This is a genomic window from Variovorax sp. PCZ-1, assembly GCF_018413605.1.
Classification (GTDB): Bacteria; Pseudomonadota; Gammaproteobacteria; order Burkholderiales; family Burkholderiaceae_C; genus JANMDU01.
Window position 1 is genome coordinate 1,102,031 of record NZ_JAHCDN010000001.1, and the last position, 24,317, is coordinate 1,126,347.

The 24,317-nt window shown below is 54.3% G+C and carries 23 protein-coding genes; 10 read left to right on the plus strand and 13 right to left on the minus strand.

Annotation, left to right across the window (positions count from 1 at the left end; genetic code table 11):
- Nucleotides 1–56: 56 nt before the first annotated feature.
- From upp to KIH26_RS05420, 3 genes are read right to left on the minus strand one after another with little or no spacing between them, the layout of a single operon-like run.
- Nucleotides 57–701 carry a uracil phosphoribosyltransferase gene (gene upp / locus KIH26_RS05410; RefSeq protein WP_213443177.1) on the minus strand — a complete coding sequence of 215 codons (645 nt, stop codon included), beginning with the start codon at nucleotides 699–701 and terminating at the stop codon, nucleotides 57–59.
- Between the two features lie 22 nt (nucleotides 702–723).
- Nucleotides 724–1,941 carry a URC4/urg3 family protein gene (locus KIH26_RS05415; RefSeq protein ID WP_213443179.1) on the minus strand — a complete coding sequence of 406 codons (1,218 nt, stop codon included), beginning with the start codon at nucleotides 1,939–1,941 and terminating at the stop codon, nucleotides 724–726.
- Complete coding sequence (locus KIH26_RS05420) at nucleotides 1,934–3,187, minus strand: GTP cyclohydrolase II (RefSeq protein ID WP_249660968.1); 1,254 nt, start codon at nucleotides 3,185–3,187, stop codon at nucleotides 1,934–1,936. The genes KIH26_RS05415 and KIH26_RS05420 overlap by 8 nt, the downstream gene beginning before the upstream one ends.
- 170 nt (nucleotides 3,188–3,357) lie before the next feature.
- On the opposite strand from KIH26_RS05420, the gene KIH26_RS05425 reads away from it, so the two are divergent.
- The gene (locus tag KIH26_RS05425; RefSeq protein WP_213443183.1) at nucleotides 3,358–3,786 is read left to right on the plus strand and encodes a CBS domain-containing protein; all 429 of its coding nucleotides are present in this window, start codon (nucleotides 3,358–3,360) and stop codon (nucleotides 3,784–3,786) included.
- Between the two features lie 22 nt (nucleotides 3,787–3,808).
- On the opposite strand, the gene KIH26_RS05430 is transcribed toward KIH26_RS05425, so the two are convergent.
- On the minus strand, nucleotides 3,809–4,558 hold the full coding sequence (locus tag KIH26_RS05430; protein ID WP_213443185.1) for a transglutaminase-like domain-containing protein: 750 nt from the start codon (nucleotides 4,556–4,558) through the stop codon (nucleotides 3,809–3,811).
- A gap of 204 nt (nucleotides 4,559–4,762) precedes the next feature.
- Between KIH26_RS05430 and KIH26_RS05435 the strand changes: the two genes are divergently transcribed.
- Entirely contained in the window at nucleotides 4,763–5,359 is a 597-nt protein-coding gene (locus KIH26_RS05435) for a TetR/AcrR family transcriptional regulator (protein ID WP_213443186.1), read from the plus strand.
- Here the strand turns inward: KIH26_RS05435 and rnhA are convergent.
- From rnhA to KIH26_RS05455, 4 genes are all read right to left on the minus strand, one after another.
- Nucleotides 5,356–5,790, minus strand: coding sequence for a ribonuclease HI (rnhA, locus tag KIH26_RS05440; RefSeq protein ID WP_213443188.1), 435 nt, complete (start codon nucleotides 5,788–5,790; stop codon nucleotides 5,356–5,358). The genes KIH26_RS05435 and rnhA overlap by 4 nt on opposite strands.
- Nucleotides 5,790–6,329 (minus strand): YcxB family protein, encoded by a 540-nt coding sequence (locus tag KIH26_RS05445; RefSeq protein ID WP_213443190.1) that lies wholly within the window; start codon nucleotides 6,327–6,329, stop codon nucleotides 5,790–5,792. Before KIH26_RS05445 ends, rnhA begins: the two co-directional genes overlap by 1 nt.
- Before the next feature lie 8 nt (nucleotides 6,330–6,337).
- The gene (locus KIH26_RS05450; RefSeq protein WP_213443192.1) at nucleotides 6,338–8,287 is read right to left on the minus strand and encodes a bifunctional 2',3'-cyclic-nucleotide 2'-phosphodiesterase/3'-nucleotidase; all 1,950 of its coding nucleotides are present in this window, start codon (nucleotides 8,285–8,287) and stop codon (nucleotides 6,338–6,340) included.
- A gap of 103 nt (nucleotides 8,288–8,390) precedes the next feature.
- Nucleotides 8,391–8,774, minus strand: a complete 384-nt coding sequence (locus KIH26_RS05455) for a DUF2069 domain-containing protein (protein WP_213443195.1) — start codon at nucleotides 8,772–8,774, stop codon at nucleotides 8,391–8,393.
- A 48-nt stretch (nucleotides 8,775–8,822) separates the two neighbouring features.
- Here KIH26_RS05455 and KIH26_RS05460 point away from each other — a divergent pair, with 48 nt between their 5' ends.
- From KIH26_RS05460 to KIH26_RS05475, 4 genes are all read left to right on the plus strand, one after another.
- Nucleotides 8,823–10,049, plus strand: coding sequence for a YihY family inner membrane protein (locus KIH26_RS05460; protein WP_213443197.1), 1,227 nt, complete (start codon nucleotides 8,823–8,825; stop codon nucleotides 10,047–10,049).
- 111 nt (nucleotides 10,050–10,160) lie between these two features.
- Nucleotides 10,161–10,478: a high-potential iron-sulfur protein gene (locus KIH26_RS05465; RefSeq protein WP_213443199.1), complete on the plus strand. Its 318-nt coding sequence runs from the start codon at nucleotides 10,161–10,163 to the stop codon at nucleotides 10,476–10,478.
- A 17-nt stretch (nucleotides 10,479–10,495) separates the two neighbouring features.
- Complete coding sequence (locus tag KIH26_RS05470; RefSeq protein ID WP_213443201.1) at nucleotides 10,496–10,783, plus strand: TIGR03643 family protein; 288 nt, start codon at nucleotides 10,496–10,498, stop codon at nucleotides 10,781–10,783.
- Between the two features lie 468 nt (nucleotides 10,784–11,251).
- On the plus strand, nucleotides 11,252–11,893 hold the full coding sequence (locus tag KIH26_RS05475; protein ID WP_213443203.1) for a hypothetical protein: 642 nt from the start codon (nucleotides 11,252–11,254) through the stop codon (nucleotides 11,891–11,893).
- Nucleotides 11,894–12,380: 487 nt separating this feature from the next.
- Here KIH26_RS05475 and KIH26_RS05480 read toward each other — a convergent pair whose 3' ends face one another.
- From KIH26_RS05480 to KIH26_RS05490, 3 genes are all read right to left on the minus strand, one after another.
- A complete protein-coding gene (locus KIH26_RS05480; RefSeq protein ID WP_213443205.1) occupies nucleotides 12,381–12,818 on the minus strand; it encodes a DUF3429 domain-containing protein in 438 nt (145 codons plus the stop codon).
- 58 nt (nucleotides 12,819–12,876) lie between these two features.
- Nucleotides 12,877–14,187, minus strand: coding sequence for an FAD-binding domain-containing protein (locus tag KIH26_RS05485; protein WP_213443207.1), 1,311 nt, complete (start codon nucleotides 14,185–14,187; stop codon nucleotides 12,877–12,879).
- Between the two features lie 160 nt (nucleotides 14,188–14,347).
- On the minus strand, nucleotides 14,348–16,267 hold the full coding sequence (locus KIH26_RS05490) for a PhoX family protein (protein WP_213443209.1): 1,920 nt from the start codon (nucleotides 16,265–16,267) through the stop codon (nucleotides 14,348–14,350).
- A gap of 249 nt (nucleotides 16,268–16,516) precedes the next feature.
- Between KIH26_RS05490 and KIH26_RS05495 the strand changes: the two genes are divergently transcribed.
- Together KIH26_RS05495 and KIH26_RS05500 are read left to right on the plus strand one after the other, a co-directional pair.
- On the plus strand, nucleotides 16,517–18,436 hold the full coding sequence (locus KIH26_RS05495; RefSeq protein WP_213443211.1) for a propionate--CoA ligase: 1,920 nt from the start codon (nucleotides 16,517–16,519) through the stop codon (nucleotides 18,434–18,436).
- A gap of 26 nt (nucleotides 18,437–18,462) precedes the next feature.
- Nucleotides 18,463–18,828 carry a hypothetical protein gene (locus KIH26_RS05500; protein ID WP_213443213.1) on the plus strand — a complete coding sequence of 122 codons (366 nt, stop codon included), beginning with the start codon at nucleotides 18,463–18,465 and terminating at the stop codon, nucleotides 18,826–18,828.
- Nucleotides 18,829–19,018: 190 nt separating this feature from the next.
- Here KIH26_RS05500 and KIH26_RS05505 read toward each other — a convergent pair whose 3' ends face one another.
- Complete coding sequence (locus tag KIH26_RS05505) at nucleotides 19,019–19,450, minus strand: RNA-binding S4 domain-containing protein (protein WP_213443215.1); 432 nt, start codon at nucleotides 19,448–19,450, stop codon at nucleotides 19,019–19,021.
- 21 nt (nucleotides 19,451–19,471) lie between these two features.
- Here KIH26_RS05505 and rfbD point away from each other — a divergent pair, with 21 nt between their 5' ends.
- On the plus strand, nucleotides 19,472–20,314 hold the full coding sequence (gene rfbD / locus KIH26_RS05510) for a dTDP-4-dehydrorhamnose reductase (protein ID WP_213443216.1): 843 nt from the start codon (nucleotides 19,472–19,474) through the stop codon (nucleotides 20,312–20,314).
- Here the strand turns inward: rfbD and KIH26_RS05515 are convergent.
- On the minus strand, nucleotides 20,304–21,131 hold the full coding sequence (locus KIH26_RS05515; protein ID WP_213443218.1) for an alpha/beta fold hydrolase: 828 nt from the start codon (nucleotides 21,129–21,131) through the stop codon (nucleotides 20,304–20,306). The genes rfbD and KIH26_RS05515 overlap by 11 nt on opposite strands.
- Before the next feature lie 400 nt (nucleotides 21,132–21,531).
- Between KIH26_RS05515 and KIH26_RS05520 the strand changes: the two genes are divergently transcribed.
- Nucleotides 21,532–24,276 carry a hypothetical protein gene (locus KIH26_RS05520; RefSeq protein WP_213443220.1) on the plus strand — a complete coding sequence of 915 codons (2,745 nt, stop codon included), beginning with the start codon at nucleotides 21,532–21,534 and terminating at the stop codon, nucleotides 24,274–24,276.
- The last annotated feature ends 41 nt before the right edge of the window (nucleotides 24,277–24,317 follow it).

Genomic DNA, 24,317 nt, shown 5'->3' on the forward strand with positions numbered 1-24,317 from the left:
TGGTAAACACTATTAAAAACATAGCACTTCGCGCAGATTCTATGCCGGTGAAAGCACTATTTCGTTCCGAAAATTCGATCCCCTGCATCGCCCAGTCCTGGCAAAATGTAGCCGTGGTCGTTGAGTTGGCGGTCAATCGATGCGGCGTAAATTGGCACATCGGGGTGAGCGGTTTGCATGGCTTTGACACCTTCTGGGCAGCCGACCAAGCAGACGAACTTGATGCTTTTGGGATGCAGCTCTTTGATGCGATCTACCGCAGCTACAGCCGAATTGCCCGTAGCCAGCATAGGATCGACCACGATCACATGGCGCTCATTCATCTCTTGCGGCATCTTGAAATAGTATTCAACCGCAGTGAGCGTTTTGGGATCGCGATACAGGCCCACATGCCCCACGCGCGCGCCTGGCACCACATCAAGCATGCCATCGAGCAAGCCTGTGCCTGCGCGCAAGATACTCACGAGCACGAGCTTTTTGCCGTCCATCACCGGGCTCATCATTTTCTCAAGCGGCGTTTCGATTTCAATATCGGATAAAGGCATATCCGCCGTGACTTCATAGGCCATGAGGCTGGCTAATTCGCGCAGCAGGCGGCGAAAGGTATTGGTGGAGGCATCTTTTCTGCGCATCAGGGTGAGCTTGTGCTGCACCAGCGGGTGGTTGACCACATACACATTGTTTTGGTAGGCCACGGCCATATTGTTTAACTCCTAAGAATTCCTAAAAAATCGTACCATCAGAATCGATGGGGAAGGGGGGAGTGCCACCACGAAGTTGTTGTGCGAGCACGCGGCCTGCTGCCCAGGTGCCACCTTCGAGCACGCAGGCCAGTGGCATTTGCGCTTCTGTCAAGCCCAGCTGCTGGCGCACCAGTGGCACCAGCTCATCCAGCAGCGCCACAGTCAGCGCACGCCATTCAACGATGAATTCTTCACTGGGGTGATGTGCGATCTGCATCATCTCTTTGTTCTTGAGTGCGAGCACCCCGCCATCGAGCAGCAAGCCGCCATTGCGGTATTCGGGCAGGCCAGTGAGACGATCCAGGCCTGTGACTGGTGTGCCGCTCCATTCAAAAGGCTCCAGCAAGGAATAAGTGAGCCACTGCGAGAGTTTGTGAAACGGCATCCAACCCTCTGTGGTATCGCTTCTGCCCAGGGCGGCATGCGGCCAACAGTCTCCAATTGCTTGCGCATCAAACACGCTGCCTGATGGCCAGATACGAGACAGGGTTTTCAAGAGAAGTGCGAGTAAGTCATGCGCTGCTATTGAATCAGTAGCACTTTGCGCAGATTCCTTGCCGGCTACAAGGCTGAAACCATATAAATTTCCCACTCTCTCTGGTTTTCCAAACACTTCAGGTTGCTCAGCCAGCGCCTTGCCCAAACGTCGCAGCAAATTCACGCGGCCTTCCAAACCAACGAGTGGATTGCTATCCGTCACTTGAAAGGCTTGAGCAAGCTGCATCGTGGATAAGTGCTGAAGGCCAGCAGCATCCACGCGCAACGGCTGCGCAGGATCGCTGGAAAACAGCCCACTGCAAAATGCATGAAAGCTCGCCACGCCTAGGCCTTCTGAGCGAGCATGAATCTGGCCTGTGCGCGCTTCTTTGTATTGCCAACTCGCGCCTGCACCCGCATCGAGCAGCACGCTTACAACGACCAAATCAATCAAAGTCACGGCATCTTGGGACGCGCCCGCTGTGATCTCATCGAGCCAAGCCCGGCGATTCACACCACCCGCTTCAAAATGCCGCCAGCGGCTGTGATACGGAATTTTTAAATCAGGGTAGCGGCTGCGCGTGGTCTGTGCAACGAGGTTGGCGACGCTGGCTAGCGCATCATCGTGCACCGTGAAATGCGCAGATTGCCCCGCGCGTGCGCGTGTGAGCAAGGCGCGTGCTCGGCTACGCGTCGTGGCAGTATCAAACAACTCATTCATTCAAGCCGCGTCCTTTGGTCGCTTTGAGCTGCTCAGCAGTAGGCGCGCCAGTGGGTGTGAAATAACCCGCCGCCATCTTCGCATCCATCTCAACTTTCGCGTCATCGGGAATGAGGTCGTCCGGAATATTCACCCGCTCGCCCACCTCGATGCCGCTTTGCGTGATCGCATCAAACTTCATGTTGCTCATGGAGACGAGCCGGTGAATCTTGGTGATTCCCAGCCAGTGCAGCACATCAGGCATCAGCTGCTGAAAGCGCATGTCTTGCACGCCGGCCACGCATTCCGTACGAGCAAAATATTTGTCTGCTGTGTCACCACCCACTTGGCGTTTGCGCGCGTTGTAAACCAAGAATTTCGTCACTTCACCTAAAGCGCGGCCTTCTTTGCGGTAGTAGCTGATGAGCCCTACGCCGCCGCGTTGTGCCCCACCGATGCACTCTTCAATGGCATGGGTAAGGTAAGGTCGGCAGGTGCAAATATCGGAGCCGAATACATCGGAGCCATTGCATTCGTCGTGCACACGGGCGGTGAGCTCGACAGCTGGATTGGCCAAGTCTTTCGGATTGCCAAAGATATAAATCGTGAGGCCGCCGATCGGGGGGAGAAACACTTCTAAATCGCTGCGCGTCACCAGCTCGGGATACATGCCCCCCGTCTCTTCAAACAGCACGCGGCGCAAATCCGTCTCAGAGCAACCAAAGCGCGCGGCCACGCTGGGCAGATGCCACACGGGCTCTACAGCGGCTTTGGTGACGACAGCCGCGCCGCCTTCCGAGAGAATTTTTCCATCGGCTTTCAAGCGGCCTTTTTGCATCGCCTCCATCACCTCGGGCAAGATCACGTGCGCTTTCGTTATGGCAATGGTGGGGCGAATGTCATAGCCCGCGGCCAGCTCATCACTGTAGTAGCGCGAGATTTCTGCACCCCAAGGATCGAGCGAGACGATTTTTCCGGGCTGCGTCCAGCTCGGGTAGGGGCCAAGAAAATCCGTGGGTGATGTGTTCGTCAAATCTGCACGGTGCTTTGGGTCAAGCGCGCCTGCAGCCACAGCCAATGCGCGGTAAATGCTGTAAGAGCCGCTGTGCGTGCCAATCACGTTGCGATGCGCGCGCGAAGTCGTTGTGCCGACCACCGGGCGGCGCGTGGTGGCATCAGGTGCACCCCATTGAATGCCAAGCGCGCCTTGGCCACCTGCGTGAGAGGTGAGGCGAATGTGGGGACGGGTTTCTGAGGCAGTCGTCATGATGAAACAAAGTCTGGCAAAAATGCATCTTGCGATGATTTTGCAATTCATGCAAGAGGTATGCCCACATTCACTTTCAATACAACTCAGATGATTTTTAATATGCGCTGGCACTTATCAGCTGATCTGCTTATACTGATCTTTCCCGCCTGAATTCGCAAGGAGTTGCCATGAAGCCTGTCTTAGAACTGCTGAAGAAACGCGATAGCAGCTTATTTCACATCGCACCGGATGTGATGGTGTTTGATGGACTCAAGCTCTTGGCTCAATATGGCGTGGGCGCGGTGGTGGTGCTTGATCAGGGCAAACTGGTCGGCGTGTTTTCAGAGCGCGATTACACACGCAAAGTAGCGCTGCAAGGCAAAAATTCTCGTGAAATTCCCATCTCGGAAATTATGACGCGCAATGTCATCACTGTGCCATCGACTGCGCGCACCAAAGAATGCATGACACTGATGAGTCAACACAAAATCCGGCATTTGCCCGTGATGGATGGTGCTAAGGTTTTGGCACTGCTATCGATCCGAGACATCATGGACGACATCATTGCTGACCATGAGCAAACGATTTCGCATTTGCAAACCTATATCTCGGGCTAGCTGCCTGCCCAGCGAATCTGCGTCAAGCTGAATCACGCACGCTCTGAATTTGCCGATTCACATAGCCATGGCCCAATCGCAGGGCGACAGCGCTAAACAGTGTTTTGCGATTTCTGGCGGTTTGCACGCGCTGGTAAAAATCTGCAACATCAGCGAACAGGCCATGGTCTTTTAAAACATAGTCTTTGATGGAGCCGTCGTTCAGGCATTGGATCAAACTGTCCGTCGTGCCATCCCAGCGAGAGCTACCGTTGATATGCACACCAAAGCCTGCTTTTTCGCTGGTTTTTGAGAGTTTTCTTCGCGCGACATTCGCGAGTTGGCTGTCAACGACATAGCTATCGACTTGGATCCAACGCCCTTGCAAAAAGACCTCTGTGATTGCGTGATCCACATAGGCCGTTCCAGGATCGAGTACGCCCTTGAGCACCTGGGCGGAAAGATCCATCATGCGTGTGCGAGTGGGGATAGATCTGGCTCTGAGCAGGGCTTGAAATAGGCTGGCTTTGGTATTGCAGTAACCCAGCTTGGCATCGAGCGTTTCTATCGCCGTGGTGTCATAAAAGCCGCTGGGTATGCCAAAAGCGATTTCATCCCGCACCCAGTCATGAATCAAGACGGCTGCACTGACTTCTGATGTTGCTGCGCGAGTGATGTCTTTGGCCAGCGCAGTGATCCGCGGATGGCCAGCTTGAATCAAAGCTGTGCTGCTCAAGTGCCAAGAAGCAGGTTGTGGGTTGTCTTGCATGGGATGGGATGCGTGGGCAGACATGACGGTAGATGCCAGGAGCGTGTGTTGAACAAATGAGCGTCTAGAAAAGGTCATGGCGGAATCCTGAAGGTGTTGAGATGGCTAAGTGGACAACTCAGCAAACTGAATGCGTTCATGGTTGAAATAACACTGTTATATACTTGAATAATAACAGTGTTATTTATCCCGATACAATCAAAGGATATTGAGGCTAAAACTCTGTGTATGAAGCGTGTCGCAAGTCAAACTGTTCAAGCCAGCCAAGAGCCTAGCGTGGCATTGCTGGATGCTGCACGGCATATTTTCATCAGTGAAGGTGTGAAAGGCTTATCCGTGCGCAGAGTAGCGGAGCAAGCAGGCTGCACCACGATGCTGGTCTATTCCCGCTTCAACGGAAAAGACGGGATTTTGGGCGCCTTGTTTGATGAAGGCTTTGAAAAGCTGTCGATGGCTCAGCGCTCGATCAAACCTGGCTTGCAAAACGAAGATCGTTTGTTGGCGCTCTGCCAAGCCTATCGAGCGACCGCAAAAGCCTATCCGCATCACTATGCCTTGATGCTAGGGCAGCATAGCGGGGAACTCAAGCCTTCTGAGAGCAGCCAACTCAAGGCGATGGATACGCTTTTGTATTTGACCGATACAGTGGCGAGCCTGACCAGCATGCAAGGCAAAAAGCGCCAAGCAGCTGTTGAAGTGGCTAATGCGCTTTTTGCGCTGTGCCATGGCTGGGTATCTCTTGAGAAAACAGGCTTTTTCGATGGCTCAAAGAAAAGCGAACAAGCGTTCGAACGCGCTGTTCTTGCTTTGGCGCAAGCTGCCTAGCTAGGCACGCCATTATTGGCCAGCGCATCCGCGCGTTCATTGCCCGGATCACCCGCATGCCCCTTCACCCAGCGCCATTCAATCTCATGGCCAGCGGTGTGAACGAGTGCATCGAGCTCTTGCCATAAATCCACGTTTTTCACCGGCTGCTTGGAAGCTGTCTTCCAGCCTTTGGCCTTCCAGCCGGGCAGCCATTCGGTGATGCCTTGCAACACGTATTTGCTGTCCAAGTGCAGCAACACTTTGCAAGGGCGTTTCAAAGCTTTGAGCGCTTCAATCACTGCCGTCATCTCCATGCGATTGTTCGTCGTTTCTTTCTCGCCGCCAAAGAGTTCTTTGGTCGTGTCGCCAGATTTGAGTAATGCTCCCCAGCCCCCAGGGCCAGGATTGCCCTTGCAGGCACCGTCGGTATAGATGATGATTTGATTCATTAGGAACTCTTTGTGACCGCTAAATGACCAAGTTTTTCTTTAAGCTGAACCAAGGCTTCCTCGTCTGCTGTTATTACCTGTTTTGGAATGATCACTGCTTGTGACGTATCCATAAAAAGATAGTGATTTACGTCGTCTTCTACGTGATCTATGACAGCAGACCAAACGTAAAAGGCTTTGCTAGCATCAGACAGCATTTCAAATCCATTGTTTGAAAAAATAATCACCTGCTCTCTCAAAAACCATCCGTCTTCTTTAATCCATACCTTGAGCCACAAATGTTGGCGATATACCGTGTTAGCAAAAAGAAGGATTACCCAAAGCACAACGCAGCTAACTGCTTGTGTAAGCATTCCATTTAAATTTTGATCATTTTGGAACAGCCTTTGGATGTAAATGCAAGCAATTCCAAATGGTATCCATGTCGCAACACTAGCTAGAAAAGCTTTAGTTCTGAATCCATCGGAGTCGCCAATTTTTTTCTGAATGATTTTCTGTAGGCGCTGAAAATCTGATCGTGTGAGCTTAAATTTCCGCATAAACTTAATCAAGGTACGAGCGCAAACGTCGCAAACCCGTCCGCAGCTTCCTTGAGTAGCCTGATGTTTTTATGGTTACCCAAAAACTTCTGCGCACTGCTTGCTGAGGTGAAGGTCATCGTGATGCCGGGCACGCCTAGGATGCGCCAGTTGTTGTCTGCGGTGGGGTTGACTTTTCCGCCTGCGGCTTTGCTGCCGTCGCGCAGGTACTCAACCAAGGCTTCGCGGTTTTCTTCGGGGGCATCCAAGATCACTTTGTCTGCGCCGAGGGCGGGGAAATTGCCGCCGCCGTAGGCTCGGTAGTTGTTTGTGGCGACGACGAATTTGGCGCTGAGATCGATGGGTTGGCCGTTGAAGCGCAGGTTTTTCACGCGGCTGGGGTTGACGACGGCGGTGGCCGTGTTTGGCATGCCGCGTGTGTCGAACTTGGGTGGCTGCGTCACGTCGATGTCATAGGTCACGCCGTCTACCGTGTCGAAATTGAAGCTGGGGAAGGCGGGGTTGAGTAGGTTTTGCTCAGGCGCGCCTTTGGGGTCGATGGTGTTGAACTGGCCGGCGCTCATCTCGATCCAATCGCGCACTTGCGCGCCTGTGAAGAGCACGGCTTTGAGGGTGTTGGGGAAAATGTAGAGATCGGCCACGTTTTTGATGGCAATAGGGCCGGCGGGAATGTCGGTGTAGAAGCTTGCGCCTTGGCGGCCACCGGCTTTGAAAGGAGCTGCGGCGGAGAGGATCGGCAGATTCGCATGCGGTGTGCCTACCAGCGCTTTCTTCACATACGCGATCTGCGCGTTCGAGACGATTTGTACCGAAGGATCATCGGCCACTTGCGCGAAATAGCTGTAAATCGGCGCGCTGCTCTCGGCCACTTTCGCGCGCACGTAGGCGAGGGTGGCTTCGTGTTCTTCTTTGATGGCGGCCTCCACCAGTGGGTCAGACTCCACTAAGGCTTTGCGCGCTGTGCGATCAAAAATCGGGCGCAGCATCGATTGGCTGTCTTTGATGAGCCATTTTCCGGAGGCATTATCGAGGGTCAAATCAATGATGCCCAAATGATCGCCCCAGCGGCCGGGCATGACGGAGGCCACGCCATTGATCGTGCCCTTCGCAATGTTCACCTTGGGATGATTGGCAAACTGCTGGCTGGGGAATTCGGCATGTGAGTGGCCGAAGAGGATGGCATCAATGCCGGGCACATCGGCCAGGCCCGCCACAGCGTTTTCCGCCATCGGGCCTTGCGGCGTGCGCTCGTAGCCTGAATGCGGAATGGCGATGACTAAATCTGCACCTTGGCTCTTCATCTCGGGCACGTATCGCTTTGCCATCTCCACAATGTCACGTGTGAAGACTTTGCCTTGCAGATGGCTACGATCCCATTGCATGATTTGCGGCGGGGTGAAGCCGATCACGCCGATTTTCAGAGCGTGGGTTTTGCCTTCCGTGTCTTTGAAGCTGCGATTCAAAATCAAAAACGGCGTGAAAGCGTGTTTGGCATTCGGTGTGTCAGCCGCGCCTTCAAACACGTTTGCGCTCACGTAGGGGAATTTCGCAGTCGCAATCGATTGGCGCAGGAAATCCAGACCGAAATTGAATTCATGGTTGCCCAAATTCGCAGCGTCATAGCCCAATTGGTTCATCACCTTGAAGGCTGCATGCGTCTCGCCCGGCTTTAGGCCGCGAATCCGCGCGATCACATCGCCCAGCGGATTGCCCTGGATCAAATCGCCGTTGTCAAACAGCATGGAGTTCACAGCCTCTGCGCGCGCTGCTTTGATGAGCGGAATCGTGCGGTTCACGCCGAAGTTTTCAACGGGTTTGTCTTGGTAGTAGTCGTAGTTCAGGAAATTCATATGGAGATCGGTTGTCTCCATGATGCGCAGCTTGAGCTCTGCGGCATTTGAATAAGCGCTGAAAGCCAGCAGGGTGGCTGCAATGCTGATGCTTAGTTTTATGTTCATCTTAGACTCCTGTTGTATTTACTATCAATTTCATAGCTGCTTGCGCAATATCTATGCCGGCAAAGTGCCTATTTTGCTTCTAAAACGCCTGCTTTTCAAGGCGTCAGCGCGCACCCACGCGCAGGCGTACATGCATGGCGCATGCCACAAACAACATCACACACAGCACCACTTCAACCATCGCCAAATAGCTGCTCGGCGCACGGTCCGACACAGCCCGCGTCACGCCTTCTGCAAAATACAGCCACACCATCAGGCTCACCCAGCGGTAGGTGTACATGCGATTTTTCAGAAAGCCAGCGAGAGGAATGCACAGCGGCAGCACTTTGAGCGCCAGCCAACTGCCTCCGGGCCGAATCGGCGCGAGCCAGAGCTCCCAAGCCAGCCCTAGGACGATCAAGCCAATCAAGCTGCCCACAGCCAGCCATTGGATCAGGCGCAGGCGCTCGGTGAGTTCAGGGGAGGGTGTGGGCAGGGCATCAGTCATGGGGGCGGGGCTCTATTTGAATCAAAAACAGCATGGCATGATACGCGCATGAGTTTGATTGACCGTATCCGCGCTGAAATTCCAGTCTTGATCGAGACGCTGCGCACCTTCCCATGGGCGAACACCGCCGCCGTGCTGCGCGAGCGCTTCCGCGAAGATCGCTTGGGACTCACCGCTTCGAGCTTGACGTTTACCACCGTGATCGCGCTTGTGCCGCTCGTCACGTTGATCCTCGCCATATTCACCGCCTTTCCCATGTTCGCCAAAATGCAGGTCACGCTGCAAACCTGGCTGGTACAAAGCCTCGTGCCTGACAACATCGCCCGCAGCGTGCTTGGCTATCTCACGCAGTTTGCAGCCAAGGCATCGCGCTTAGGCACGGTGGGTTTGGTGGCCTTCGTCGTCACCGCGCTCGCCTTGATCTTCACGATTGACCGCACGCTGAACAATATTTGGAGAGTACGCCAGCTGCGCCCCTTTGCTCAGCGCCTCTTGATCTATTGGGCAGCGCTCACCCTCGGCCCTGTTTTGCTCGCAGGCAGCCTCACACTCACATCGTATGCGCTCTCCAGCCCGCGCGGTGTGGCCGTGATACCGGGTGGCTTGAAATTCATCTTCGATGCGCTGGAGCTCGCCTTGCTCGCCACGGGCATGGCCGCGCTCTACCACTATGTGCCCAACACGCGCGTGAAATGGGCGCACGCATGGGCGGGCGGTATCTTCGCGGCCATTGCCATCGAAGCGGCGAAAGCGCTGCTCACATGGTATTTGCGCAGCGTGCCCACGTATTCAGCCGTGTATGGCGCGTTTGCCGCTGTGCCCATCTTGCTGCTCTGGTTTTATATCGCTTGGGTCATCGTGCTTTTTGGCGCGGTGATCGCTGCCTATCTCCCAAGTTTGTTGAGCGGCGTGGCCAGGCGCGGCAGCACACCCGGCTGGAATTTCCAGCTCGCCTTTGAAGCCATCCAAGCACTTGATGCCGCGAAAAATACCGATGCCAAAGGTCTCACACAACTCCAGCTCGCCGCCCGCCTGCGTGTGGATGATCTGCAGCTCATGCGCCCGCTCAAAGCCCTGCGCGAGCTCGATTGGATCGGCTGCCTAGACAGCGACGACGATGAAACACAACGCATCGTGCTGCTCGTGAACCCAGAAACCACCGCGCTCATTCCACTCGCGCACAAGCTGCTCCTGCCTGCAGAGAATATTGATTTTTGGGGCAAAAATGGCATATCGCCGGCACAGAATCTGCGCGGAACGCTATTGAATTCATAGTATTTATAGTTGAGTAGGCTGTAGGATATAGCCCGATACTGAACAGTTCTCATACTTACTGATGGGTATAATTGCGCTGCTATATTGCAAGCATTGACACGAGTAGCCATCATGAAAAGCCAACGTCGTACCTTCATCATTCACTCCGCCAGCGCAGGTGCCGCAACCTTGCTTGGCGCACAAGCCGCCTTTGCACAAAAACTGGAATTGGTCAAAGACACCGATGCCAACGCAGTAGCCCTCGGCTACAAAACTGACGGCAGCAAAACCGACACCAAGAAATACCCCAAATACGCCAAAGACCAAAACTGCGCCAACTGCGCACTCTGGGTCGGCGATGCTAAAGCGCCAGAAGGCAAATGCGCATTGTTTGCCGGCAAAGCGGTAGCTGCCAAAGCATGGTGCAGTGCTTGGGCAAAGAAGGCTTAAGTCGCCTCTCAAAGCCAATGTCGATTGAGACCACTGAAAAGCCCGCAGAAGCGGGCTTTTCTTTTTCCGCTGCAGATATTTCCCGCATCATCGAGATGGCCTGGGAAGACCGCACCCCCTTCGAAGCCATCGAGCATCAATTCGGCCTCAACGAATCCGCTGTCATCCGCCTCATGCGCACAGAGATGAAATCCAGCTCCTTCAAAATGTGGCGCAAGCGCATGAATGCGCGAACTACCAAGCACGCCGCGCTCCGCTCAGATACCGTCACCCGCCATCGCGCTTCGCATACGCGCCAAGCTTAGTTTTTGAAGCCTTTTTGGCATATCGCCGGCATAGAATCTGCGCGGGGTGCTATTGAATTCGTAGTAATCTAGACTGGATCAACGCAGAGCAGCTGCCCGGCTGACCCGTCGCGACAAGCCGGTGCGTTTATACACCTCCGATGCAGGGGTGCATCTGCAGTACTCGCCGCCAATGGCTATAAAACAACTCGCTTCGCTCAAACACGTTTTTGCTATAGCGCGATGCGCTTTGCTTTCGGCAGCTCAGTGCTTCGAGCTTGCTGCCCAATTCGGTATACCAAGTAGCACTGATGCAATCTTAGCTCCAATTAATTGTTTAAGACAAGTAAGGTTAGGCTTGAACTATCACTGCTGTACATAATGCTAAAGTTGAAGATGCAACCTAGAGATTTGCTAAACTCAAATTAGATTGTTAGTCAACAAAGTTTTGTCCACAAACCAATAATTTTCTATTTCAGGAGTCCATAGATGCTTTACTCATATAGCTTGATCCGAATTTTTTTAGCTATGGGGCTAGCAGGCATGCTCACCGCCTGCGGAGGTGGAGGTGGGAGCAATAGTGACAGCGCTACAGCTACTTCGCTTGCTCAATACCAAGGAACATGGAGCGGAACATGCGACCCCATCATCAATGGAGGTGGTACTACTGTCGGATCCACTAGAAATAGTTTCACAATACCCAGCGGCATTAATAGTGTTACTGTCAGCAGCAATGATAGTTACTACACAACTACAAATTGCACAGGCCCATTGGCTGCTTCCGTCTCAGTTTCATCTATTACTCTCACATTCCAAGGAACTAAAAGTGTGAATGGAGTCGATGCTGTAAGAATTGAGGCCACTTTGCCTGCAGGTACGCCTACTTTCTCCGGTGCGGCAGCATTTATTGGTTCTTGCAGCGGTGCGATTCAGCTTATAGTAAGTGTTGGAAGTTCCTCGACCTGTTATCCTATTCCAACAACAATAACTACTGCGAAAGATATTTTTTCTTTCTTATCAATGACCTCGCCACCAACGTTTGAAACTGGTGATGACTCGGTTCCTGCTGATGCCAATGGCTATCCCAGTGCCTTTCTACCAGCCTCTACAGGTCGCTACACGCGCCAATAGGGCACATATACACACCTACAAAAATAGGTTTCAATTCACAGTAACTCGCTACTTTTTGCCGCTGGAACTAAAATCGTACTGCATTTGCGTTTAGTCATAAATGTTTGCGTAGAAGGCAAGATTATTTGATGTGTACAGCCTGTCTGCTGTCAAAAAGTGAGTCACAGTGCTTGGTACGCTTATCATCATTTATTGTTGCCAGCTTCGTATTAGAACCAAGTTTTGATACGAGCACCCTAGCGCAACTTAGTGTTTATTTTGCACGATGCCGTCCTTTGTTGGCTTATATAGTTTGCTCAGATCTATTGCTCTGACATTTCGTGAGCTCACATATCAAATACTTTTCACTCTTGCAAGCCTAGATGCGGCGCTTGGCTTTTGATGATCAGATCGCTTTGTGCACTTTCACAATCTCTTTGCTTAGACGCTTTGTCCCAAATAGGATGGCCAAAACATTAAACATCGCTGCAGTCAATCCGACTGTAAATCAAATCGCCCCCGCGCCTATCAAGCAGCTTAAGACGGCTATCACCGTCAATTTCAAACGCAGGGGCAGCCAGGCAGCCCAGCCTGCACTGGGGTAGCTTTTGAGATCAACGAGATAGCATGCCACAAGTAAGGCGGCGATCAGCGGGAGGCCTGCATAGGCGGGCATGATGAGGGCGAGCCAGGCGATGATGCTGGGCGTGACGCCCCAGATGAGGTGGAAGCTGCGCTGGCCGAAGGACTGCGCAGCTGCGATGCCCCAATGGATGCCGCCTAGGAAAGTGGCGATGAGGGCAGCGTAGCTGGCCAGTGCAATCGTGAGCCAGGGGCGCAGGTCGGCTTGCACGATCCACAGGAGGGCGGCGAGCAGCACGAAGGGGATCAGGCCTGCATAGCCGAGGCGGGTGGCCAATGGGTCTGGGGCAGAGGGGTACGACATATTTTTATGCGAAAAGGGCTTATAGCCGGCATTCTAGCTGCGCTGACAGCTCATGTATTCATAGCAAGCTGATTTGCTGGGGTAGGGTGAGCAAGCGGCTGAAATCATGCTCGGCTTTGCGCGCTTGCTCATAAAACTTGCTGAAGGAGTTGCACAGGCGCTGTGGCTGAGCGAATAGTTTGGGGGCTGGGGTGAGCTCGGCTATGTGCGGCAGGGCATCGCGGTAGCCTTCAAACAAGGTGCTTTGCGCGAAGACGTTTTCTTTGCTGGGCCAGTGGGGTAAATCTTTGAGCTGAGCGATATCGCCGAGCCACAGCACATCGCACACCTCTCGCATGCGCGTGAGCACGAAGCGCCAGCGCTGCTCGCTCCAAGCGAGGCGGCTGTGTGCTGGGGTGTGGATGATGCCGATGCGAAGTGCGGTGGAATTTGAGTTAGCTTGCAGAGACCATGGATGGATGAGCTGCACTTGCAGGCTACCTGTAGCGTTGTTCAATCGATTTGCTATGAATTCAGTAGCATTTTGCGCAGATTCTATGCCGGCGAACTGCATAATTTGCTTCAAATCATGAGCTGTAGCGGGATGCAGGATGGCGTTTTCTTGCACGCCTTCATGCACACCCGGCTCTACTACCACATCGCCTTGCGTGCGGGCGATATCGTCGAGCGCTTCGTAGCTGGCGTCGATGACTGTGCCTTTGCTGATCCACGACTTGAAGGAAGATTGCGGCGCGTATTTCGCCACGTTTTCCGCGTTGAAAAGATAAGGCTTGCTGCTGAAACTGCTAGCCACCCATTGCCAGCTTAAGTGATTGCTGGGCACATCGCCATCGAGCAGATGCGCATAGAGCCAATCTGCGCCTGCGCGCCAATTCACTTTGCGCAGATGCACGCAGTAGCTGGCGAGCCACATGCGGGCGTGGTTGTGCAGGTAGCCGGTGGCATAGAGCTGGCGCACGGCGGCATCAATGCAGGGCACGCCGGTACGGCCTTCTCTGATATCGGAGGGCAGCTCATCTGCATATTCGCCGCGCCAGAGATTCATCTGCCGCATGTTTTTCAGAACATCATCAGGCTGCGGCACGCGTTCCCACACATGATGAAAAAACTCTCGCCAGCCCCACTCAAACACCAACTTATCGTCGTAGCCCAAGCGATGTTTGCTCGCCACCAGCGCCGCCACCTCAGGCAAGCTCACGATGCCGTGCGCGAGATAAGGCGAGAGGCCAGAGACTGCGCCATCGAGCGCATTGCGCGTGCGCGCATACGTGGCGGGCGAGATGGCGGCGATGCGAGCGAGCGCGGCTTCTCGGGTGGGCGCGAAGTGTTGAAGATGAAGGGGAATGCCGAGGTGAGTGATTTGCGTCATAGTCGACCAATGATGTTAGTTCAAAGTCCGTTCGCCCTGAGCTTGGCCTGTCCTGAGCTCGTCGAAGGGTCCAAGGGCTCACAAGGGCTTCGACCCTTCGACGAGCTCAGGACAGGCCGAGCTCAGCCCGAACGGAATAACGCAAACGGATTACGCGGCGTTATGTGCCAATGACGCCGCCATCGATCTTGCGCACCACCACGGTGGAAGAGCGCGGCCTGCCGCCTTGGGTGTAGTCAGGCCAATTAGAAAATTTTGTGGGCTCGGCGGGGTCGGAGCGGTCGCCAGCGGTTTCACCGGGGTGTTGGATGTTGAGGAAGAGGGTTTTGCCATCGGGCGTCCAGGTGCCGCCTGTGACTTCGCTGTTGGTGGGGCCGGTGAAGAAGCGTTTGCATTGGCCCGTGGCTGCGTCATACGCGAGCATTTGGTTGTTGCCGAGATTCGCGAATTCGCCCTTATACATTTGGCTGGCGTGCATATCGGTCTGGATCCATAAGCGGCCTGCGGGATCAAACATGATGCCATCGGCGCAGCCGAAGAGATCGCCTTTGATATTGCCTTTGGCCTCCGCGCGCGCGGCGGCTGGGTCGCCAGCCAGCAAGAGGTGATTCCACTCGAAATTCGCGTTATCAAAATCGCCTGCTTCCTTCCAGCGGATGATGTGGCCGTGTGCGTTGTTGGCGCGTGGGTTGGCGGCATCCACTGCGGGCTGGCCAGTAGCGCCGCGTGCGCTGTTGTTGGTGAGGGTGCAATAGACCCAGCCTGATTTTGGATCGATGGCCAGCCACTCGGGGCGATCCATCTTCGTTGCGCCAAGAAGGTCGCTGGCTTGGCGGGCTTTGATGCAGACTTCGCCTTGATCGGCGAAGCCGTTGGCCGCTGTTAAGCCGGCTTGGCCATGCACCATGGGCAGCCATGTGCCTTTGCCGTCTGCATTGAATTTCGCCACGTACAAAGTGCCGTTATCGAGCAGCTCGCGGTTGGCTTGCGCTTGGGTCAATCCGTTGCCTGCAGGTTTGATTGCATCGCGGCTGACGAATTTGTAGATGTATTCGTTGCGTGCGTCTTCACCGCTGTAGACAACGGCTTTGCCGCTTTTCGTGACGGCCACCCACGCGCCTTCGTGCGCGGCGCGGCCAAGGGCTGTGCGCTTGATGGGTGTGCTGGTGGGATCCATCGGGTCAACTTCGACGACCCAGCCGAAGCGATTGGGCTCATTGGGATTTTTGCTGATGTCAAAGCGCGAATCGTGCTGTTCCCAGCCAAAGAAGGATTCTTTCACCAAGCCCCAGCGCTGTTGATGCTGGTCTTTGGCGTCAAAGTTGCCAAAGTAAAAGCGGAAATTTTCTTCTCCAGAGAGATAGGTGCCCCAAGGCGTTCGGCCGCTGGCGCAATTGTTGATCGTACCTAGGATGGTTTCGCCGCGTGGGTCTGCAGCGGTGCGCATCATGGCGTGGCCTCTGCAAGGGCCGCCAATAGAGAAGGGCGTATTCGCCGTGATGCGGCGGGCATAGCGGCTGGGGCGCACCATGCTCCAATCTTTCCCATCATCGCGCACCTCAATCACACTGATGCCATGCGCCGCCTGCGATTTGCGCACTTTCTCAGCGCTCCAATCTTTCATGCCGCCCACATGCAGCAAGCCATCGTCCACATACTCATGGTTCATCACCAGGAGGCCGCGTTTGCTGCCATCTAAGCTGTAGTAATGCAGGCCATCGTGATGCATGCCCATTTGCACGGCTTGATCGGCTGCGCTGTTGCTGCCATCCATTTTGAAAGCGGGCATATTGCCAGCGATACCCACAGGCTCGCCCCAGGGTGCGAGGGCGTGAGCGCGATAGCCTTCGGGCACAACCATCTTGTCTGTCGTGCCAATAGGGATCGGCTTGAAGCTCAAAGTTGTGGCTTGAGCCACTGGCGTGAGCGTAGAGGTTTGCGCGCAGGCGGGGAGCAGGGTGCTTAAAGCGAGAGCGCCTGCCGTGCCGAGGAACATGCGGCGCTCGGGGCTGCTGATGTTGTGAATGCTGGGGTTGGAAGAGAGGTTGCTGTCTTCCATTTGGGTGAAGTCTTTGCTCATGTTTTTCTCCTGGTGTTGGTCTATCTTATCTCCTAGCGTGTTTGGTCTGTGTCTGCCACAGGCGCTTGGGTACCTTACTTCGCGAATGTCCTCCGCGCTGGCCTTCGGATGCCCGAAGCGCAGCGCCTCAAGCTCGCTGCCGCTATCTAAAAGGTGAAATCTTCAGAGCGCAATGACCTGTCAGATCAACGCAAGTAAAGCCGCCATAATTATGAATTCAGATTTCAAAACACCCGAGAGAGACCCAGCATGACAGCCTACGCAGATTTCTATCAGCGCTCTATCGCGCAACCCGAGGCTTTTTGGAAAGAGCAGGCGGGATTGATCGAATGGTTCAAACAGCCCGAGCAGATTTGCGATTACAGCAATCCACCCTTTGCCAATTGGTACAAAGGCGGCACGACGAATCTCTGCCACAACGCTGTGGATCGCCATTTGAAAGACCGCGCGAATCAGCCAGCTGTCGTCTTCGTTAGCACCGAAACAAATACCGAGAAAACCTACAACTTCCGCCAGTTGCATACCGAGGTGCAATGCATGGCCGCCATCCTGCAGGAGATGGGCGTGCAAAAGGGCGATCGCGTGTTGATCTACATGCCGATGATTGCTGAGGCGCTATTTGCGATGCTCGCTTGCGCGAGGATTGGCGCGATTCATTCAGTCGTCTTCGGCGGCTTCGCCAGCGGCTCACTCGCCTCGCGGATTGATGATGCTGCGCCGCGTGTGGTGATCACGGCGGATGCGGGTTCGCGTGCGGGAAAGATCGTGCCTTACACGCCTTTGCTGAAAGAGGCTGTGGCGCTCGCGGCTACCAAGCCGGAGAGTATTTTGATCATTGATCGTGGCCTCTCTACTATCGATTTAGGAGCACTCCGCGCAGTAGATTACACGGCTGCAAGGCAAAAACACTTAAATTCTGAAGTGCCTTGCGCGCATCTGGATGCCACAGACATCAGTTACACGCTCTACACCAGCGGCACCACGGGCAAGCCCAAAGGTGTGCAGCGCGATACGGGTGGCTACGCTGTGGCACTCGCTGCGAGCATGAAATACATCTTCGATTGCAAGCCGGGGCAAGTGTATTTCGCTACCTCGGATATCGGCTGGGTCGTTGGCCACAGCTATATCGTCTATGGCCCGCTGATCGCCGGGATGACGACGCTGTTTTACGAAGGCACGCCGGTGCGCGGTATGGATGGCAGCGCGGATGGCGGCATCTGGTGGAGCTTGGTGGAGAAATACAAAGTCACGCATATGTTCTCCGCGCCGACGGCGATTCGTGTGCTCAAAAAGCAAGACCCTGCCTATCTCACGAAATACGATTTGTCGTCACTACAAGCTTTGTTCCTTGCAGGAGAGCCGGTGGACGAGCCTACCGCACGCTGGATTGCCGCAGGTATCAACAAACCCGTGATCGACAACTATTGGCAAACCGAGACTGGCTGGCCAATCCTTGCTACTGCCAATGGCGGCGGCCTCTCAGGCTTCAAACCGCAATTCGGCAGCCCGGGCGTACCCATGTATGGCTACAAGCTCAAGCTCGTGCACGAGAGCACGGGCGAGGAGCTCAAAGGTCACGGCGAAAAAGGCGTGGTCGTGATCGAAGGACCGCTGCCGCCCGGTGCAATGCAAACCGTGTGGGGCGATGATGCGCGCTTTGTGAACACCTATTGGAAGAGTATTCCCGGCCAGATGGTTTACAGCACATTTGACTGGGGCATTCGCGATGCCAATGGCTATTTCACGATCCTAGGCCGCACCGATGACGTGATCAACGTCGCCGGCCATCGCTTGGGTACGCGCGAGATCGAAGAAAGCATTGCTGCGCATCCGAATGTGGCTGAAGTGGCTGTGGTGGGCGTGGCAGATCAGCTCAAAGGCCAAGTGGCGATGGCTTTTGCCGTCGCTAAGGATGCTTCAAAGCTAGGCGATGCCAATGAACGCTTAAAGCTAGAAGGCGAGATCATGAAGCTCGTCGATGGCAACCTAGGCGCAGTCGCGCGCCCATCCCGCGTGTATTTCGTCACCTTGCTGCCCAAAACCCGCTCCGGCAAGCTGCTTCGCCGAGCGATTCAAGCGATCTGCGAAGGTAGAGACACAGGCGATTTGGCCACGTTGGATGATCCAGCGCCCTTACTGCAAATCAAAGAATTGGTATCGGTGAAATAATCAGGCGAGTTACACGACTCACCTGCATGACATCACCTTTTTTCTTGCGTCTTTTTCTGGTTGCTTTCGCGCTCTGCTTGTGCATGAGCGCCAGCGCGCAAACGGCTGTCAAGCCCGCCAAAAAACTCAAAACCTTAAGCTTCACTTGCCGCGTGGTTTATGAGCCGTCTAACGCCATGTGGGTACGTGAGCTAGAAGTCGATTACGACAGCAAAGCCTTCAAAGTGCTGCGCATCGATGGTATTCAAGCACATGGTTTTTCTGTCGAAGGCGCGAGCATCATCACGCATATGGACAACGAGCGGATTTATCTCGATCTGAGCGTACCCAGCTGGAAAAGCCAATTCCGTGAGGCCGCGCAGGGGCAGGGCGTTTGTATTAAAAACCGTTGAGAAATACAAATACGAAACCAAATACCGGACGCAAAAGCCGCAAAAGTTGCGCAAAAGACGCAGAAAAGAAAATAGAAAAAAGACCAATTCTTTTTACGTAATTATTGGTGTGGGTGGTTGTAACTTTTCTTTTGTATTTTTTGCGTCTTTTGCGCAACTTTTGCGCCCTTTGCGTCCGGTAATTCTGCCTTCAAACTTCAGCACTCCACCGATCGTTCCAAGAAGGCGAAGACTGGCGAGCCTGCTCCAAAGAGCGCCGATCCCGTTTAGTCGGCCGCCCTTGCGAGATCGCAGCAGCCGGTTCATGCGTAAAGCGGCGAATATCTTGTGCCTTCTCTCTCGCTGCGATGCTCTCCGCAGTCTCGCGATACAAAGTCTGAGCTTGCGGCGCGCCGCCTCGCTGCTCGCTCACCTGGAGCACATCAATCACCGTGATCAGCCCCGTGCGCAGCAGCTCGATTTGATCACCTGCCTTCACATCGCGCGAGGCCTTGGCCACTTGCCCATTGAGCTTGATGCGGCCTTTGCCAATTTCTTCAGCCGCCAAGCTGCGCGTCTTGTAAAAACGCGCGGCCCAGAGGTATTTATCAATGCGGGTGGACACTACAATGCTTAATTCCATTTCAAGATGATAAAGCGATTTATGAAAGCTGTACTTTTAGGATCAAATGGGCTTCTTGGCGGCGCAGTATCTGCGCAAGGTGCTCATGAATTTATAGCACCTCGGCATAGCGAGCTTGATTTGCTTGATCACGCAGCTGTCAGCGCTTGGATCGCACAGCACAAGCCCGATGTCGTCATCAACTGCACGGCCTACAGCCAAGTCGATACCGCAGAAGACGAGCCAGACAAGGCCTATGCGCTCAATCATGTCGCTGTGAAAAACCTGGCCGATGCTTGCAACGCGGTGCAAGCCAGTCTTGTGCATTTCTCCACCGATTTCGTCTTCGACGGAAACAAAGGCTCAGCTTACAACGAGACGGATGCTCCCAACGCCCTCGGCGTATACGGAGCAAGCAAGCTTGCTGGCGAGCAAGCTGTGTTGGCCAGCCCCGGCGCGCACTTCGCCTTCCGCGTGAGCTGGCTCTATGGTGCCGCAGGAAAGAATTTTTTCAGTGGCGTGCGCAATTGGCTGCAAGAAGAGCGCCACCTGCCCATCGTGAGCGATCAAACTTCCACGCCAAATGACGTCACGAATCTCGCTCGCGTTTTAAACGCGTGGCTCTCGTTGGCAAAGAATCATCCCGCAGGTTGCCAAGCCTTCTTCCAGCAACACAAAGGCCTCTACCATTTCAGCGCCCCAGAGATTATGAGTCGCTATGAATTCGCGGAGCGCGTGGCCGAAGATTTGAAGTCAAAAGGCATCGCAGTCAAAGCCACGATGGAGCCTGTGCCTGCCAGCCGCTTCCCCATGAAAGCCAAGCGGCCAGCGCATAGCGGTTTGAATTCTGAAAAGTTTCAAAAGCAGTTTGGCATCAAATTTTGAGGAAAGCAGTCAAAGCCTGCAACACCTCTTCAGGCGATTCCGCCATCATCTGATGCCCACCAGAGACTCGCGCCACTTTTGCGCCAGGTGCTTTGTCAATCAAGCTCTGCGCAGCCTTCGGTGTCGTCATCTGATCAGCAATGCCTACTATAAAAAGAATAGCACTCTGCGCAGATTCCTTGCCGGCGAACAGCCGATTTAATGCCTCAAAAGCATTTTCATAGCTGTCACAGGCTTTGAAGCCCGTATGAAACAAGTTTTCGCGCGGATTACTCGCCAGCACACGCCGCATCAGCGCCCGCGAGCCGCCATACAGCCAAGTACCAGGCCCCAGAGCGGAAGGCGGCGGAGCCATCGTGCTATGGCTAAACGTATTCACCATCTCAATCGCCTTCATCGGCTGATTGAGCGATGTATCCAGCAAAGCAGGTGACACCTTCATCGGAAACGCCGTGCCCACCAGCGCGAGCTGGCTCACGCGTTCAGGCGCGAGGCTGGCCGCATGCAGCGCAATCAAACTGCCCCAGCTGTGCCCAATCAACGCCGCCTTTTGTACGCCAACAGCATCCAGCAACGCCAAAACAAACTCTGCAGCCTCTTCCACGCTCTTCGGGCAATTCCCCTCGCTCTTCCCATGCCCCGGCAAATCCACCGCCAGCACATTGAAGCCATGATGCGCAAAGTAGCGTGTCTGCAAAATCCACACGCTGTGATCATTGAGCACGCCATGGATGAACACCAACGTCGGCTTGGCCGCATCAAAAAGCTTGCCGCTCGTATAGGCGTAAATGGCGGTTTTGTTAACGGTGATGTACATAAAAATTAAGGCTGTGAGTTGACCGAGAATTTACAGCATATCTCTTCACATTGTGGTGCTCGTCTCGGCGACTCTATCAAGATGGCGAGAGCAATCCAGTCAGCGGACCGATTTATTGCCGCAAAGAAGATGTTCAAGCCATTCGCCCAAGCGCTTCGCGCGGCTAGCAAAATGATGGACCACATCGTTGCCCTGAATGGTAAAACTAAAGTATTCAGCAGGCGTGATCGCTGTCGCGGCATGTGAACACAGCATGAAAAAAAACCTTCAATGGCTTGTAACGCTATGAGGCATAGTGTGATGTTTCGTTACACTGGTTACGAGGTTAATTTTTAAACCACTGGCGGCATGCTGGATGTCTCCGTGCTTTGAAAACGCTCAAGATAACTGAAGGAACAACATGAGCCATTCTCTTTCTCACGCCCTAGGTAGGGCTTCACACGCAGCTCGCCTTTTGATCGGGATTGCACTGGTGGCTTTCTTGGCCGCCTGCGGCGGCAATGCCACCACCACCGGCGCCGTGGGCGATGACTCTGATGGCAGTGTGCTCATCGTTTCCACATTCGCGGGAAAGGCGGGAGAGCCGGGCTACGCCAATGGTCAAGGCGGTGCTGCCAGGTTTCAAGGACCGAGTGGTCTTGCGGTGGATAATTTTGGCAATGTGTATGTGGGAGACAGTGAAAACTATGTTGTTCGCAAAATCACGCCTAGCGGTCATGTGAGCTTATTTGCCGGTACGCCGGGAGGCATCGGTAACGAGAATGGTCCGCCGGGCACGGCGAAATTTCGCCGTACTCATAGCTTGGCTGTGGATGCATCCTTGAATGTGTATGTTGCAGATGTTGTTAACCATAATGTGAAAAAGATCAATGCCTTCGGCGTGGTCAGCTCATTTGCAGGCAGGAGCGATGGTCAGCGCGGAGACGACGATGGCCCGCTTTCTGAAGCTCAATTTGACGCTCCTCATAGCGTTGTGGCCGGAAAAGATGGCACCATTTATGTTGCGCAAGGGCCTGGTGACGATAAGCTGTATGCCTTGCGCAGTATCTCGCCCCAAGGCACGGTGACAACGCTTGGCGGAGTAAGCTACGAGGCCATGAATGCGGTGACTTTAGATAATCTTGGCAATCGTTACGTTGTGCGGAAGAACTCGATCGAAAGGATTTTGGCTGGCGCTTCAGCCTTTTCTGCGTTCAGTGGCAGTTTGGATGTTGATACAAGCTTCAATCCCCTAGGCATGGTCCCTAATTTTGCGATTGATAAAAATGGCAACGCTTTCATGATGACAGACGACGTAATTCGTCAAGTCAAACCAGATGGCAGTGTTTCGATCTTCGCTGGGGCTAAAAATACCAGAGGCAGTCAAGATGGTTTGTTGCTGGATGCACGGTTCAACACAAAGCTTTGGGGAGTGGGTTCGGCTAGCGGATTGGCTATCGCGCCGGATGGTTCGATGTATGTCTCGGATTTCAACAACCACACCATCCGCAAAATCAGCAAAGGCTTTTATGTGGGCGGTGTCGTCAGAGGCTTGACTGGCGCCGGTAAAGTGAATGTGCAGAACAATGGCGCAGCGACGCAATCACTTTCGAATGGCAGTTTCACATTCAGCATGCCCGTGGCGCAAAGTGCCACTTATAACGTACAAATATTGTCTGCGGAAGGGCATTCCTGCACCGTATCAAACCCAACAGGACAAGTCACCACGACTGTGAGCAGTATCGTGGTGGACTGTGCGCCTATCGTGCAGCCGCCTCAGTATTCAGCGGGCGGCGTGGTGAGCGGTTTGCTCAGCGGCCAAACGGTGATCCTGAAAAACGGGGCAGACCTCACAGTGCCTCTGGGCAATGGCAATTACACCTTCTTGGTGAAGGCAGCTAACGGCACCTCATACAACGTCGTTGTGGATACGCAGCCCATCGGGCGCACTTGCAGCGTGGCCGATGGCAATAGCGCGATCAACAACGCGAATGTGACCAATGTGAATGTCAGCTGCGTCACCAGTACGCATAGCATCTCCGGCTTTGCTTCAGGCTTGGGTGCTGGCGCGGTTCAGCTCCAAATCAACAGCAGCCCAACGCAGACCGTGTCTGCCAATGGACGGTTCATACTGACCAACACAATCCAATACGGCAGCAATTTTGATGTCAATATCACCAGCCAGCCCGTGGGGCAAACTTGCGAGTGGAGCAGCTTAGGCGGTATTGCGGCCAGTAGCGCTCGCGTCACCGGCACGGTGGCAGGCGATGTGAGCCTGGATATGACTTGCAGCACGAACACCTATACCGTGACGGCGGCTGTCATGGGCACTTCCGGGACTGAAACCGTGAGCTTGCAAATGACGGGCACACCCAGCGGCACGCAGACTTTGCTGCTCACTGGCTCGACTCCCAGCGCATTTACCAATCGCGTGCCGCATGGCACATCGGTGGGCTTGGCGGTTCTGTCTTCGCCTGCTGGCAAGACGTGTAGCTTGACCTCGCCAGCAACGATTACTGTAACGGGTGTGAGCAACGTGACGGTGAATTGTGTGGTCAATGCGCCAGTCTTCTACACGGTTGGCGGCACGGTCGGCGTTTTGCCTGCATTCACGACGATCGATTTGATGATGGCGTCGAGCGATTTTGCGAGTAACCAAATGCTGACCGGTCTAGGAAATGGCGCCTACCAATTCTTGACCACCGTGCCCAGTGGCAGCACGATCAGTATTGCGACCACTTCACCACCGGGCTACTCTTGCACTGTGGCGAGTCCGTATGCGGCTGGTATGGTGATCACAGGTAACGTGTCCAACGCGAATGTGAGCTGTGTAAGTACGGGTGGCGGAGGTGGTGGCGGTGGCTTCACCCCCGGAACGGTCAATGGCCAGGTGACGAACAACGGTCCAGATACGCGTACCATTTTGATGACCAATGGCGTGAACCAAGTCAGTGTCGTGGTTAACTCCAACAGCACAGCTCACTTCACCCTCCCCGGGCAGCTTGCCCAAGGCGATTCATACAACGTGACAGCCAGCGATGTCACAGCGCCCACACCGCCTTCTGGTGCGTTGAATTGCTCAGTAGGCAACGGCACTGGCAATATGGTGGCGTTGCCTGGTGCAGTGAGCAATGTGTCGGTGACTTGCCAACTGGCGATATTCTAGTTTTTAAAGCAAAATCGGCCACCAGCCGGCATACTATTTGC

Bases quoted from the DNA above. Each gene is read 5' to 3' on its own strand.
- upp (WP_213443177.1), bottom strand. From the start codon at position 701: ATGGCCGTGGCCTACCAAAACAATGTGTATGTGGTCAACCACCCGCTG.
- KIH26_RS05415 (WP_213443179.1), bottom strand. From the start codon at position 1,941: ATGAATGAGTTGTTTGATACTGCCACGACGCGTAGCCGAGCACGCGCC.
- KIH26_RS05420 (WP_249660968.1), bottom strand. From the start codon at position 3,187: ATGACGACTGCCTCAGAAACCCGTCCCCACATTCGCCTCACCTCTCAC.
- KIH26_RS05425 (WP_213443183.1), top strand. From the start codon at position 3,358: ATGAAGCCTGTCTTAGAACTGCTGAAGAAACGCGATAGCAGCTTATTT.
- KIH26_RS05430 (WP_213443185.1), bottom strand. From the start codon at position 4,558: ATGTCTGCCCACGCATCCCATCCCATGCAAGACAACCCACAACCTGCT.
- KIH26_RS05435 (WP_213443186.1), top strand. From the start codon at position 4,763: ATGAAGCGTGTCGCAAGTCAAACTGTTCAAGCCAGCCAAGAGCCTAGC.
- rnhA (WP_213443188.1), bottom strand. From the start codon at position 5,790: ATGAATCAAATCATCATCTATACCGACGGTGCCTGCAAGGGCAATCCT.
- KIH26_RS05445 (WP_213443190.1), bottom strand. From the start codon at position 6,329: ATGCGGAAATTTAAGCTCACACGATCAGATTTTCAGCGCCTACAGAAA.
- KIH26_RS05450 (WP_213443192.1), bottom strand. From the start codon at position 8,287: ATGAACATAAAACTAAGCATCAGCATTGCAGCCACCCTGCTGGCTTTC.
- KIH26_RS05455 (WP_213443195.1), bottom strand. From the start codon at position 8,774: ATGACTGATGCCCTGCCCACACCCTCCCCTGAACTCACCGAGCGCCTG.
- KIH26_RS05460 (WP_213443197.1), top strand. From the start codon at position 8,823: ATGAGTTTGATTGACCGTATCCGCGCTGAAATTCCAGTCTTGATCGAG.
- KIH26_RS05465 (WP_213443199.1), top strand. From the start codon at position 10,161: ATGAAAAGCCAACGTCGTACCTTCATCATTCACTCCGCCAGCGCAGGT.
- KIH26_RS05470 (WP_213443201.1), top strand. From the start codon at position 10,496: ATGTCGATTGAGACCACTGAAAAGCCCGCAGAAGCGGGCTTTTCTTTT.
- KIH26_RS05475 (WP_213443203.1), top strand. From the start codon at position 11,252: ATGCTTTACTCATATAGCTTGATCCGAATTTTTTTAGCTATGGGGCTA.
- KIH26_RS05480 (WP_213443205.1), bottom strand. From the start codon at position 12,818: ATGTCGTACCCCTCTGCCCCAGACCCATTGGCCACCCGCCTCGGCTAT.
- KIH26_RS05485 (WP_213443207.1), bottom strand. From the start codon at position 14,187: ATGACGCAAATCACTCACCTCGGCATTCCCCTTCATCTTCAACACTTC.
- KIH26_RS05490 (WP_213443209.1), bottom strand. From the start codon at position 16,267: ATGAGCAAAGACTTCACCCAAATGGAAGACAGCAACCTCTCTTCCAAC.
- KIH26_RS05495 (WP_213443211.1), top strand. From the start codon at position 16,517: ATGACAGCCTACGCAGATTTCTATCAGCGCTCTATCGCGCAACCCGAG.
- KIH26_RS05500 (WP_213443213.1), top strand. From the start codon at position 18,463: ATGACATCACCTTTTTTCTTGCGTCTTTTTCTGGTTGCTTTCGCGCTC.
- KIH26_RS05505 (WP_213443215.1), bottom strand. From the start codon at position 19,450: ATGGAATTAAGCATTGTAGTGTCCACCCGCATTGATAAATACCTCTGG.
- rfbD (WP_213443216.1), top strand. From the start codon at position 19,472: ATGAAAGCTGTACTTTTAGGATCAAATGGGCTTCTTGGCGGCGCAGTA.
- KIH26_RS05515 (WP_213443218.1), bottom strand. From the start codon at position 21,131: ATGTACATCACCGTTAACAAAACCGCCATTTACGCCTATACGAGCGGC.
- KIH26_RS05520 (WP_213443220.1), top strand. From the start codon at position 21,532: ATGAGCCATTCTCTTTCTCACGCCCTAGGTAGGGCTTCACACGCAGCT.